General features: G+C 42.4%; 12 protein-coding genes. 1 reads left to right on the top strand and 11 read right to left on the bottom strand.

The features are described from left to right. Positions 1–8: 8 nt before the first annotated feature. The 10 genes from gabD to GW828_RS04750 all read right to left on the bottom strand — a co-directional run bounded on the left by gabD (position 9) and on the right by GW828_RS04750 (position 12,005). Positions 9–1,457 (bottom strand): NADP-dependent succinate-semialdehyde dehydrogenase, encoded by a 1,449-nt coding sequence (gene gabD, locus GW828_RS04795; protein ID WP_273057558.1) that lies wholly within the window; start codon positions 1,455–1,457, stop codon positions 9–11. Between the two features lie 67 nt (positions 1,458–1,524). After that, positions 1,525–2,811, bottom strand: a complete 1,287-nt coding sequence (locus GW828_RS04790; RefSeq protein WP_124017041.1) for an NAD(P)/FAD-dependent oxidoreductase — start codon at positions 2,809–2,811, stop codon at positions 1,525–1,527. A 220-nt stretch (positions 2,812–3,031) separates the two neighbouring features. Further along, positions 3,032–3,847, bottom strand: a complete 816-nt coding sequence (locus GW828_RS04785; protein WP_124017040.1) for an ABC transporter permease subunit — start codon at positions 3,845–3,847, stop codon at positions 3,032–3,034. Then, the gene (locus tag GW828_RS04780; RefSeq protein WP_124017039.1) at positions 3,844–4,743 is read right to left on the bottom strand and encodes an ABC transporter permease subunit; all 900 of its coding nucleotides are present in this window, start codon (positions 4,741–4,743) and stop codon (positions 3,844–3,846) included. The genes GW828_RS04785 and GW828_RS04780 overlap by 4 nt, the downstream gene beginning before the upstream one ends. Then, complete coding sequence (gene potA / locus GW828_RS04775) at positions 4,740–5,876, bottom strand: polyamine ABC transporter ATP-binding protein (protein WP_124017038.1); 1,137 nt, start codon at positions 5,874–5,876, stop codon at positions 4,740–4,742. The genes GW828_RS04780 and potA overlap by 4 nt, the downstream gene beginning before the upstream one ends. Positions 5,877–6,032: 156 nt before the next feature. Then, positions 6,033–7,133: a polyamine ABC transporter substrate-binding protein gene (locus GW828_RS04770; protein ID WP_124017037.1), complete on the bottom strand. Its 1,101-nt coding sequence runs from the start codon at positions 7,131–7,133 to the stop codon at positions 6,033–6,035. Between the two features lie 258 nt (positions 7,134–7,391). Beyond that, positions 7,392–8,792, bottom strand: a complete 1,401-nt coding sequence (locus GW828_RS04765; protein ID WP_124017036.1) for an aspartate aminotransferase family protein — start codon at positions 8,790–8,792, stop codon at positions 7,392–7,394. Between the two features lie 97 nt (positions 8,793–8,889). Next, complete coding sequence (locus GW828_RS04760) at positions 8,890–10,245, bottom strand: glutamine synthetase family protein (protein ID WP_124017035.1); 1,356 nt, start codon at positions 10,243–10,245, stop codon at positions 8,890–8,892. 2 nt (positions 10,246–10,247) lie between these two features. Beyond that, positions 10,248–11,012 carry a gamma-glutamyl-gamma-aminobutyrate hydrolase family protein gene (locus GW828_RS04755; protein WP_273057551.1) on the bottom strand — a complete coding sequence of 255 codons (765 nt, stop codon included), beginning with the start codon at positions 11,010–11,012 and terminating at the stop codon, positions 10,248–10,250. A 444-nt stretch (positions 11,013–11,456) separates the two neighbouring features. Beyond that, positions 11,457–12,005 carry a cupin domain-containing protein gene (locus GW828_RS04750; protein WP_124017033.1) on the bottom strand — a complete coding sequence of 183 codons (549 nt, stop codon included), beginning with the start codon at positions 12,003–12,005 and terminating at the stop codon, positions 11,457–11,459. Between the two features lie 231 nt (positions 12,006–12,236). Between GW828_RS04750 and GW828_RS04745 the strand changes: the two genes are divergently transcribed. Next, positions 12,237–13,544 carry an NAD(P)/FAD-dependent oxidoreductase gene (locus tag GW828_RS04745; protein ID WP_273057547.1) on the top strand — a complete coding sequence of 436 codons (1,308 nt, stop codon included), beginning with the start codon at positions 12,237–12,239 and terminating at the stop codon, positions 13,542–13,544. A 128-nt stretch (positions 13,545–13,672) separates the two neighbouring features. Here the strand turns inward: GW828_RS04745 and GW828_RS04740 are convergent. After that, positions 13,673–13,868, bottom strand: a 196-nt coding sequence (locus tag GW828_RS04740; RefSeq protein ID WP_273057544.1) for a hypothetical protein, incomplete at its 5' end; no start/stop codon positions are given.

Raw genomic sequence — 13,868 nt, 5'->3', positions numbered from 1 at the left:
CTACTCTCTTAAACTGACATGCAGATATATTTCATTTCCAGGTATTCTTCGATACCAAACTTTGAACCTTCACGGCCTAACCCAGACGATTTAATACCACCAAAAGGTGCTACTTCAGTCGAGATTAATCCTGTGTTGACGCCAACCATGCCATATTCAAGCGCTTCAGCAACCTTGTACACTAACGAAATATCACGACCGTAAAAATACGCCGCTAAACCAAACTCAGTGTCGTTTGCTTGCTTGATCACATCATCAACATCATCAAACTTAAACAGTGGAGCCAAAGGACCAAAAGTCTCTTCGGTTGCCACTAACATCTGGCGTGTTACGCCGGTTAAAATTGTCGGTTCGAAGAAATAGCCACCAAGATCATGAGGTTTACCACCAGCAAGGATCTGCGCACCTTTTGCTACAGCATCATCTAAATGAAGCTGAACTTTTGCTACGGCATCGGCGTTGATCAATGGTCCAGTGGTTACACCCGTTTCTGTACCTAGTCCCACTTTAAGCTTAGCCACCGCGACAGCGAGACGTTGCGCAAATTCATCGTAAACGCCCGATTGCACATAAATACGATTGGCACACACACAGGTTTGACCCGCATTACGATATTTGGCAATCATTGCGCCTTCAACGGCAGCATCAATATCTGCATCATTGAATACGATAAACGGTGCATTGCCACCTAGCTCAAGTGATAGTTTTTTCAGTGTTGGTGCGCATTGCTCCATCAGTTTAATGCCGACTGGTGTTGAGCCAGTAAACGATAACTTACGCACAATTGGGCTGTCGCACATGGCCTTACCGATGGCGATTGAGTCACCGGTAACCACACTAAATACACCTGCAGGAATACCAGCACGCTCAGCTAACTCGGCTAATGCTAATGCGGTAAATGGCGTTTGCGGCGCAGGCTTAACGACCATAGTACAACCAGCAGCTAATGCTGGCGCGGCTTTACGAGTAATCATAGCCGCAGGGAAATTCCATGGTGTAATCGCCGCGGTAACGCCAACAGGCTGCTTAATAACCGTAATACGTTTATCTGCTTGATGCCCAGGAATAGTATCGCCATACACACGCTTAGCTTCTTCTGCAAACCATTCAATAAAGGACGCGGCATAAGCCACTTCACCTTTGGCTTCGGCAAGTGGTTTACCTTGTTCTGTGGTCATCAATAGTGCTAAATCATCACTGTGTTGCAACATGAGCTCAAACCAACGACGCAGCTTTTGGCCGCGCTCTTTTGCGGTTAATGCTCGCCACGCTGGTAGCGCCGCATTTGCAGCGTCGATAGCCGCAAGTGTTTCGGCATTGCCCATCACAGGAACATGACCAATAACCTCATGCGTGCCAGGATTCGCTATGGCAATCGTTTTACCACTATCGGCATTGCACCACTGGCCATTAATGTAGCACTGTTGACGTAATAAACTTGGATCGATTAATTTCACAATATTCTCCTAAACTGACGTTTGTACTCAACCTACTCGCACTCTCTCTACCAGTACGTAAAGCAGGTTAAATTCCAAACTTATCTCTAAGGGTGTAATACCAAGCGCCTATGGCACTAAACGGTACACGCATAGCATGACCACCAGGGAATGGATAATGAGGTAATGCGGCAAAAGCATCAAAACGTGTGGCTTGACCATTAAGCATTTCAGCAATCAGCTTACCCGCCAAATGAGTGTAGGTAACCCCATGGCCACTACAGCCTTGTGAGTAATAAATATTGTCGCCAATACGTCCCACTTGCGGCAAACGCGACAAGGTCATTAAAAAATTACCTGTCCAAGCGTAATCCACCTTAGTCCCTTTTAATTGCGGGAAGGTCTTTAATAACTTAGGCATAATTAAGGCTTCTACGTTAGCAGGATCGCGTGCGCCGTAAACTACGCCGCCACCAAATACCAGGCGTTTATCTCCGGTAAGGCGGTAATAATCTAATAGGTAATTACAGTCTTCTACGCAATAATCTTGTGGCAGTAAACTGGCGGCCATTTCGTCAGACAATGGTTCAGTGGTGATCACCTGAGTACCACACGGCATGGATTTAGCTTGCAGCTCTGGCAGTAACTTTCCTAAATATGCATTACCTGCAACTACCACGTATTTACACTTAACTTGGCCCAGCGCGGTATGCACAATCGGTGAAGCACCGTCATCTACCTTTATAACAGCAGAGTCTTCAAAAATTAGCCCACCAAGAGATTCAACCGCACGAGCCTCGCCTAAAGCAAGGTTTAGAGGGTGAATATGACCACCGCTTTTATCGAGCAAACCACCAACATATAAATCGGTATTGACGACATTACGTATGCCATTTTGATCGAGTAACTCTAAATGGTTGTTATGACCATGCGCTTCCCATAAGGATTTTTGACCTTCTAAATGACGCATTTGTTTTGCGTTCATGGCGGCAAATACACCGCCATCTTTTAGATCACAATCAATGTTGTATTTGGCAATACGATCACGAATAATTTGGCCACCTTCGAATGCCATTTTACCAAATAACTTAGCTTGTTCTTTGCCGACAACACCTTCAATAGAATCAATATCGCGACTAAAAGAATTGACGATTTGACCACCGTTTCGACCGGATGCTCCCCAGCCAATCCTTGCTGCTTCAAGCACCACAACTTTCATGCCGCTTTCTAATAAATGTAACGCAGAAGACAGCCCGGTATAGCCCGCGCCAATGATACAAACATCTGTTTCAATTATAGATTCTAAGCGAGGGCGTTCAACTTTATCATTAGCCGACGCGGCATAATATGAACTAGCATGAGGTGTGGCGGACATAGCACTTCCTTTATAGGTTCAAAACGTAAAACAACTGATTCATCCTACACTTAAGCAAATTCAAAAACTAGCATTTACTATGAAATTTTTGACACTTTGTAGAATATATTAAACACCCACGTAATCAGAATAGCGTAAAAACATTTGAGTAACAGACATAGCGAATAAAAAAGCCATACTGATGTCAGTATGGCTTTTAATCTTGGTCTATTGAATGATGTTATTCCATCGCAGCTTTGGCTTTTTTCTCTGCTCGGCGGGCTAAATACCAAGACAGGAAAGCAACCAAGGACACAGCTAAAATAATAATTGTCGCTAGCGCGTTAATCTTAGGTGATACCCCTAAACGCACAGACGAAAACACGACCATTGGCAAGGTTGTAGAACCCGGACCAGAGGTAAAGCTGGCAATCACTAAATCATCTAATGACAAACTGAATGATAATAACCAACCAGCAATAAGAGATGGGGCTATCATGGGTATGGTAATCAAAAAGAAGGTTTTTAATCGCGTTGCACCTAAATCCATCGCCGCTTCTTCAATTGATAAGTCCAGTTCACGCAGTCTTGACGACACCACCACAGCAACATAAGCCGCACAGAAAGTAGAGTGAGCAATCCACACGGTAAACATGCCACGCTCAGTGGGCCAGCCAAAGGTTTCTGATATCTGTACAAATAATAATAATAACGACAAACCAGTGATGACTTCTGGCATAACCAAAGGAGCAGTAATCATATTAGACAGGGTTAACTTAGCCCATGAGCGTCTAAAACGGGTCATAACAAATGCCGCCATCGTACCAATTATCACCGCCATAGTAGAACTGTAAAAGGCGATGCGTAAACTGGTCCAGACGGCATTTAATATTTGCTCATCTTGAAATAGTTCGCCATACCATTTAGGTGAAAAACCTCCCCATACGGTAACCAATTTTGATTCATTAAATGAATAGATCACCAAAATAAGCATTGGCGCATATAAAAATATCAATCCAAACCACAACATCACTTTAGAGAAACTTAAATTCTTCATAGATCGTTCTCCATGTTGCGTGACTGATATCGATGGAACAAGGTAATCGGGATAATCAGTAACGCTAACATCACAATGGCTAAAGATGACGCTACAGGCCAGTCGCGGTTATTAAAGAACTCTTGCCACAACACCTTACCAATCATTAATGTGTCTGGGCCGCCCAGTAATTCAGGAATAACAAACTCACCTACTGCAGGGATAAATACCAGCATAGAGCCAGCGATAACACCGCCCTTTGATAATGGCAGAGTGATTTTCCAGAAGGTATTAAGACTGCTAGAGCCTAAATCTGATGCCGCTTCAATTAAGCTTAAATCCAATTTAACCAAAGTGGCGTACAGCGGCAAAATCATAAACGGCAGGTAGGCATAAATAATACCTATGTACACAGCAAAGTTAGTATTGAGCATTTGTATCGGTTCTGAAATAACCCCTAACCACATCAAGGCATTATTAATTAGACCGTTATTGCTTAAAATACCCATCCAGGCATAAATACGGATCAAAAATGAAGTCCACGATGGCAACATGACCAACAGCAGTAATACCGCCTGCATTTTTACTGGAGCACGGGCAATGGCATAAGCCATTGGAAAACCGAGTACCAAACACCCTATCGTGGCAAAGAAAGCCATTTTTAATGAAGTTAGATAAGCCATGTAATACATCGAATCTTGCAATAACAATAAATAGTTACCCAAGTTAACGAATATATTGAGTGCCTCATCTACATAATTAAATGTTGCCTCGTAAGGTGGAATCGCAATCGCAGCAGTAGAAAAACTGATCTTTAGCACAATGGCGAACGGTAAGGCAAAAAACAATAACAACCATAGGTATGGAATCCCCATGGTGAGATGTCGGCCTTTGAATATTTTCAATGGATTCTTCATGAGTTTAATACAACCCCGCTGGTGTCTTCCCAACTGATGTAAACCTCTTCTTCCCATGTAGGATGATCGGCGCGGCGTTCACGATTAATCATTGAGCATTGGACAATTTGATTGTTTTTTAACTTAATGTAATACACTGATAAGCCACCAAGATAAGCAATATCATGCACTACACCATGAGCCCAGTTGTAATCACTTTCGGGCTTTTGACGGCTAATAATGGTTTTTTCTGGGCGCAAAGCTAAAAATACATGTTTATTTTCAAGGCTGGTTGAAATACCGTGACCAATATAAAACAGCTGCGATAAGGTTGGAGACTTAATGATTGCGTGGTCAACTTCATCTTCGATGATCTCACCATCAAATAAATTAACCGTACCAATAAACTCTGCCACCATTCGACTGGCCGGCGACTCATAAATATCCATTGGGCTGCCAGTTTGTGCAATCCACCCTTCATGCATAATAGAAATGCGTCCAGCCATGGTCATGGCTTCTTCTTGGTCGTGGGTAACCATCACACAAGTCACGCCTACCGCTTCTAAAATATCGACCACTTCTAACTGCATTTGCGTACGCAGCTTTTTATCTAATGCGCCCATTGGCTCATCAAGTAATAATAATTTAGGTCGTTTCGCTAACGAACGAGCGAGTGCCACACGCTGACGCTGGCCACCTGATAACTGATGCGGTTTACGTTTACCGTACTTTTCCATGTGCACCAGTTTAAGCATTTCTTTAACCCGCACGGCAATATCAGCCTTGGGCATTTTGTCTTGCTTTAATCCAAAAGCGATATTTTGCTCAACCGTCATATGCGGAAATAATGCATATGATTGGAACATCATATTAATAGGACGCTCGTATGGCGGCATATCAGTTATGTCGACGCCATCAAGGAAAATACGCCCTTCACTTGGCTTTTCAAAGCCCGCTAACATACGTAATAAAGTTGACTTACCAGAACCTGAACCACCCAGCAGCGCAAATATTTCGCCACGATTAATGGTTAACGACACATCGTCTACTGCACGGACGTCGTCGAAAATTTTACTCACACGCTCAATTTTAAGCAGTACTTTATCTTGCGTCTTTGTGATTGGTTTATTGGTGACGCCCGAGGTGTTTACCATAATACTGCTCCGCCTTTTTGGAGTGTGCATACCACAACAGAAAAGTCTGTTTCAGGGCACACGTAACAATCTGTTAGATGGCTAAATTAGCCAATAAATACATAAATATGTTTAAAAAACAGGGCGAGGAACTCGCCCTGTTATGAGCGAGAAAGGTTATTGACCTGACTTCACTTTAGTCCAAGCACGTGTGACTACACGTTGAATTTTTAATGGACGAATATCACCAATATATAACTTATCAATTACCGATTGAGGTGGGTAAATGGCTGGGTCATTACGGATAGCTTCGTCAACTAATGCTTGTGCTGGTGCGTTAGGATTTGCGTAAGCAACATAGTTACTGATAGGTGCAATCACTTCAGGGCGAAGTAAATAGTTTATCAGCTTATGGGCGTTATCAATGTTAGTGGCATCTTGTGGAATAGCTAACATATCAAACCATAAGTTGGCGCCTTCTTTTGGAATAGAATAGCCAATCTTATTACCGTTACCGGCTTCATCTGCACGTGCAGCTGCTTGGAATACATCACCAGAGAAACCAAACGCGACACAAATATCGCCATTCGCTAAATCAGAGATGTAGCGTGATGAATGAAAATACGTGACGTAAGGACGTACTTTTTCCAATACTTCGGCGGCTTTTTCATAATCATCAGGATTTTTACTGTTAGGATCTAAGCCTAAATAAATCAGCGCTTGAGGTAACATATCGTCAGCAGAATCTAACATCGAAAAACCACATGATGCGATTTTTTCTGCGTACTTAGGGTTAAAAATTAACTCTAGAGAATCAAATGGCGCATCTTCACCTAATACCGCTTTGACTTTATCGATATTGTATCCGATACCATTAGTGCCCCATAAATAAGGGATTGCATACTGGTTATCGGGATCGGCTTTTTGAAGCTGTTTCATTAAATCAGGCTTTAAGTTGGCATAATTAGTCAACTTAGCGCGATCAAGTTTTTGAAAAGCGCCCGCTTTAATTTGCTTAGCTAAAAAGTGATTAGACGGAACAACAATGTCATAACCGCTGTGGCCAGAAAGTAATTTTGCTTCAAGTACTTCATTGCTGTCGAACACGTCATAAATGACATGAATACCGGTTTCTTTCTCAAAATTGGCTAAAGTATCTTCGGCAATATAATCCGACCAGTTGTACATTTTAACCACTTCCTGAGCCTGAATAGCGGTGCTAGCAAACACACCTGCTGTAATTAAGGCCACTGTGGATAGTTTGTTTAATAGCTTCATACTTTCTCCCTTTTGGATAATGGTCAGAATGGTACTGACATTCGTTTTTTTCGCTAGATCTTAACAGCGTGTAAAATCTTCTTTCTATTGAAAGAAATTATCCAATGCTACAACTTAACTATGCATCGGTATGGTTAACGCAACATCACTTTCGCCTTTCACTGTGAATACTATCAAAAACATTTTCGATTACTAGATCTGCTAAATGCAATTGGTTAAAAAATCACTATATCGCAATAATCATTCAGTAATTATGTATTAGTTGAGCATATTTAGGTGTTGATAAGTGTCATTTAATGCTTGGGTTGCTTTACTCACTAGCTCGTCAATTTCTGCGTGGCTAATGGTTAATGGTGGCGAAATAATCATAGTGTCGCCGACCGAACGCATAACTAAACCATGAGTGATACACGCATCGCGGCAATATGTTCCAACACCGACCTTGGCGTCAAATCGCTGCCGTAATGCTTTATCTTTCACTAACTCTATGGCGGCAACCAAACCAATGCCGCGAACCTCACCCACTAATGGATGTTCGGCCAATTGTTGTAAGCGCGACTGTAAATACGGCGAACTATCATTTGCCACACGTTCAACTAATTTTTCTTGCTCAATAATACGAATATTCTCTAATGCAGCGGCAGCGGCAACCGGATGACCGGAATAAGTAAAACCATGGGTAAATTCGCCACATTCTTGCTTAATAACGTCTGCCACTTTGTCTGACACAATCACCCCGCCCATTGGCACATAACCCGAAGTCATGCCTTTGGCGATAGTGATGAGATCTGGCTGCAAATCAAAATACTCTGCTGCAAACCACTTTCCGGTGCGGCCAAAGCCGCTGATCACTTCATCAAGAATAAATAAAATATCGTATTTGGCTAAAATGCGTTTTATTTCAGGCCAATATGTTGAAGGTGGAATAATCACTCCACCCGCGCCCTGAAAAGGTTCAGCAATAAACGCGGCAACATTGTCTTCGCCTAGCTCAATGATTTTGGCTTCTAATGCCTGTGCGGTTTGTAACCCAAATGCTTCAGCAGACAAGTCTTTGCCCTCGGCATACCAATACGGTTGCGCAATATGCACCACACCAGGAATAGGTAAATCACCTTGTTCATGCATGCCAGACATACCACCTAAACTGGCCCCGGCAACCGTTGAACCATGGTAAGCATTCACCCGACTAATAATGGTTTTCTTGTTTGGCTTACCTTTTAAATCCCAATAACGTCGCACCATGCGCAAATTAGTGTCATTTGACTCAGAGCCTGACCCGGTAAAAAACACATTATTCATGTGCGCTGGAGCCAGAGAAGCAATTTTTTGAGCTAACTCAATTGCTGGAGGATGAGAGCATTGAAAAAAACTATTATAAAAAGGTAGCTTCTGCATCTGCTGGCTGGCGGCGTCAACGATTGACTGGCGACCATATCCCACATTGACACACCATAAACCTGCCATCGCATCGAGCAGTTTATGTCCCATTACATCCCACAAATAGACGCCATCTGCACGTTCAATCACCCGAGTCCCTTTTTCGGCTAACCCCTTTGAGTCGGTGAATGGATGAATAAAATGTTGTTTATCTGCAGTTTGCAGACGCTCAAGCTCATGTTGCTGGCTCATCGCATCTGTCGGTAATGGGTTTGGCATACTGGTATCCTTACAAACAGGTAACAAATTAATGTCCATTTGCTACCTGTTGTTATCCACAAACATTAGTAATCTAAGTTAACGTTCTCAACTATCATTACACGGTTAATAATAAGAACTCACGTTCCCATGAACTTACAACGCGTCTAAAGTTTTCAAGCTCAGCTTGCTTTACCGCCACAAAACCTGTGGTAAATGATTGGCCTAGATACTCAATACAAGCATCACTAGTTTGCATCGCAACTAACGCTTCTTCTAAGGTTAAAGGTAAGCAGTTGTCATTATTAGTACGGCTTTCATTTGACTTGCCGGTCACAGGCGTAGAAGGTTTTAAATCATCAACCATACCGATATAACCACATAATAAGCTGGCAGCAATCGCGAGATAACAGTTAGCATCGGCACCTGGAATACGGTTTTCAATACGACGATTTTGTGGTGATGATTCTGGAATACGTAAGCCACAAGTACGGTTTTCAACGCCCCATTCAAGGTTTACGGGTGCAGATGTACCAGGCAAGAAACGGCGGAACGAGTTAGCACTTGGCGCCATTAACGGTAACAATTCTGGAATGTATTGTTGTAAGCCCGCAATGTAGCTAAGGAATAATTTGCTTTGAGTACCATCTTCTTTAGTGAAAATGTTTTTACCGGTTTTAATATCAAGCACGCTTTGGTGAATGTGCATTGCGCTACCAGGTTCATCGGTAACTGGCTTGGCCATAAATGTGGCACACACATCATGCTTTAACGCAGCTTCTTTCAATGTACGCTTAAAAATGAACACTTGATCGGCTAATGACAATGCATTGCCATGGCTGAAGTTAATCTCCATTTGTGCCGGACCGTCTTCATGGATCAAGGTATCAATATCAAGGCCTTGAACTTCACACCAGTCATACATGTCTTCGAACAAAGGATCATATTCGTTAGCAGCGTCGATAGAGAAAGACTGACGTCCAGCTTCTGGGCGACCAGAGCGACCAATAGGTGGCTTAAGCGGTAAATCATGGTCGTCAGAGCGTTTGGTGAGGTAGAATTCCATTTCTGGGGCAATAACCGGTTCCCAGCCTTTATCTTCATAAAGCTTTAGTACTTTCTTCAATACATTACGCGGTGACAGTTCAATCGGGTTGCCCATACGATCATAACAATCGTGAATAACCTGAGCGGTAGCTTCAACAGTCCATGGCAGCATGAAAACAGCGTTTTCGTCTGGCACACAAACAAAATCGATATCGGCATCATCAAGAAGTTGATAGTAAATCTCATCATCGATGAAATCACCAGTCACTGTTTGTAACAACACACTCTCAGGTAAACGCATGCCTTTTTCTGATACAAACTTATCTACTGGGGCTATCTTGCCACGTGCAATCCCAGTCATGTCACTGATAACACATTCAACTTCGGTAATTTTTTTGTCTTTCAAAAAAGCGATTAACTTATCCATTTTTATCTCACTTGTGTTGCCGCATAATGTCTACAGGCTTGTCCGAATGCTTCGAAAATAGCAGTATAGAATGCATTTTCAGTTACTTTCCATTCTGGATGCCATTGAACACCTAATGCAAAATTTTTAGCATTTTTAACAGAAAATGCTTCGACTAATCCGTCTGGAGCGAATGCTTCTGGCTGTAACCCCTCACCAAGACGATCAACGCCTTGAGTATGAACAGAGTTAACCTCTGCGGTGTTACAGCCCCATGCATCGTGAAGAAGCCCGCCAGCAACAAGATTTACTTGATGCGAAATACCATATTGTTCATCTAAAGGGGCTTTCTTATCTTCACGATGTTCAATATACGTGCCAACTTCATGTAGCTTTTGATGCAAACTGCCACCATACACCACATTCATTTCTTGAAAACCACGACAAATACCCAATACCGGAATACCGGCATCAATCGCAGCTTTTATCATGGGTAAGGTTATTGCGTCACGCTTAGGATCATGATGAGTGCCCTCATCACTAGGGAGCCCTAGGTAGTGGTGAGGTTCAACATTTGATGGTGAGCCAGTGAAAAGGATGCCGTCAAGACGAGCAAGAATAGCGTCAATAGGCGCATAGACACCAAGCGATGGGATAACTAAGGGAAAACCTTTTGCGCCATTGACCACACTCAACAAATATTTTTCGCCCACTATGTTAAATGGATGAAGACCTATTTGCTGATTGCACGCTACTACCCCTATGAGGGGAATACCTGACTGAGACATATCTCACCTTTAGCAAAGAATGTGATGAACTTATTGTTTTACGTGTTCATTTTTTCACACACTACACGGATTTTTTTAGCTAGGCAAGAGGATAACGGAGGATAAAAATAACTTTTAATAAAAATAAATTAAAACACTTTAAATACATCACATTAACTTTAAATTAACCAAGATGTATAAAAAAATCATCTCATCAACATTGATGAGTTAACACGATAAAATGCGCCAAAATGGGGAGATGAATGCACAATAAAAGGGAATTTGTTGCTTAATATTCTTTACACAAAACAATAATCACATGCTAGGAGGAGAGTCTGTAACAGCAAAAAGTAGACTCATTATTTACTTTTGATAGGTGGGAATAGCTAGATTAATGGATGATCTTGCGCTATTCCCTTAAACAAAAACAGTCGATATAAGCAGAAAGAAATGAATGATAAACCATCAAAAATCAGCGGGGGTCGTTGCACTTACAACCTTACAAGCTTGCTCAAATGGGTTACGAAAACGGTGTGGTTGTTCACTGTTAAAATAATAACTGTCACCTTCTTCAAGAGTAAAAACTTCTTCACCCACAGTAAGCTCAAGTTTACCAGAGACAATGATACCGCCTTCTTCACCCTTGTGCTGCAGCATTTCAGCGCCGGTATCAGCGTTCACTGGGTATGTTTCACTCATCACTGACATTGCTCGGTTGGGGTAATCTCGGCCAATTAGCTTATAGACTAATTCACCAGTACCAATATCGAGCAACTCATTACTGCGATAAACCACTTTCAGGTCTCCAACAGAACCGTCATCAATTGAGAAGAAATCGACTAATGACATCGGGATCCCAGATAAGACCTTTTTCAGTGAACTCACCGAAGGACTGACACTGTTTTTCTCAATCATTGAAATTGTACTGTTGGTCACCCCTGCACGCTTGGCCAACTCGCGTTGAGATAACCCTTTCAATTTGCGAACAGCTTTTAGGCTTGTACCAATATCCAAATTTATTCCCCTATTAAATCTTGACTGATAGCCTGCGACTAAGTGTTGCAGATTATTAACACTTTACCAAAAATCTGTACTAATTAAGCATGATAACTTACTTAAATCAAAGCAATTGTATTTTACACTAAATAAGTGTTAAATAAAATGCACACTCTAGATGTGTCACCTTGCATCTAACTATTTATTTAAAATCTATTATTATAATACAATCAATAGCTTGGAGAGTATATGCCACGTAATGCCCCGATTCATAGCCAACAGTACCCAGATTCCTTTTATGTCGCGACAGCAAAAGAGCTTTATCAGCACCCAAAACTGACCGAAAATCTAACGGCAGATGTGTGTATTGTGGGGGGTGGATTCAGCGGGATTAATACCGCTATTGAACTCAGACAACGTGGTTACAGTGTGGTATTACTCGAAGCTAAACGCATTGGTTGGGGCGCATCTGGGCGTAATGGTGGTGAACTGATCCGTGGCATAGGCCATGACGCGACTCAATTCCGCAATGAAATTGGTGATGAAGGCGTAAAAGCCATTCAGCAAATGGGTTTTGAAGCGGTTGATATCGTCACGCAGCGAATTACCGATCATAAAATCGATTGCGACTTGCATATGGGCTATTGCGATTTAGCCGTAAAATCACGACATATGGATGATTTAGCTGCAGAATACCAAGATCTAAAAGACCAAGGTTATCAAAAATCAATCAAACTGCTGGATCGTTCGCAAATAGGTGAAGTTATCGGTTCAGACTTTTACCAAGGCGCATTAGTTGATATGGGCAGCGGACATTTGCACCCACTTAATCTAGCCTTGGGTGAAGCAAAAATTGCTCGCGAGCTTGGCGCACAATTATTTGAATACAGCGCCGCAGAAAAAATCATTAAAGGCAATAAACCCAAAGTGATTACCGCTGAAGGCGAAGTGACTTGTAACTATCTCGTATTGGCTGGCAATGGTTATATCGGCAATAAATTAAGCCCTTTTCTTGGCGGAAAAGTACTCCCCACAGGCACCTACTTATTAGCTACGGAGCCGTTAACCGAACAACAATGTGCCAGTATTATCCCGCAAAATATGGCATTTGCCGATATGCGCGTGGCATTAGATTACTTCCACTTATCAGCAGACCGCCGTTTATTGTTTGGCGGTTTATGCACTTATTCTGGTAAAGACCCAAAAGATATTGAAGCCGAGTTAAGGCCTAATCTTGAAAAAGTGTTCCCACAATTAAAAGGCATTAAAATTGATTATGAATGGGGTGGTATGATGGGCATTGGCGCCAACCGCATGCCGCAAATCGGTCGTTTACCCGACGCAGCCAACATCTACTTCGCCCAAGCCTATGCAGGTCATGGTGTAAACGCCACCCATATGGCTGCTAGATTAATAGCTGAAGCAATTAGCCAACAATCACAACGTATTGATGTATTTAATAACATTAAGCACATGACTTTCCCTGGCGGCCCAATGTTGCGCTCGCCATTGTTAGCAGCAGGCATGTTGTATCACAGAATGAAAGATTTGCTTTAGGTTGATGGATTTGCTGTGGGTTGGCAAAAAGGTCAACCTTATGTCCAAACTTCGTTGGATTGAGATAGCAGGTTCAATTCCATCTTAGTTGATCATATGAATTGTCACCCTTTTATGGCCAACGGCCACTAACGTCGTGGCGCTTCGCCCACACCAGAATTTTCAAACTTCGTTTGAAGTAAGATCGCAAGGTTCCAACCTGCACGGGCAAAATACGGCGTCATTCCGGCAATGCTTTTGAGCCGGAATCCAGGTGTTATTTTTGCTTTGTACTTTTGTACTTTATGGCCTGCGGCCACTAACGTCGTGGCGCTTCGCCCACAC

The sequence above is a fragment of the Shewanella vesiculosa genome (assembly GCF_009994065.1).
Classification (GTDB): Bacteria; Pseudomonadota; Gammaproteobacteria; order Enterobacterales; family Shewanellaceae; genus Shewanella; species Shewanella vesiculosa.
This window is presented reverse-complemented; position numbering and strand designations above follow the sequence as displayed.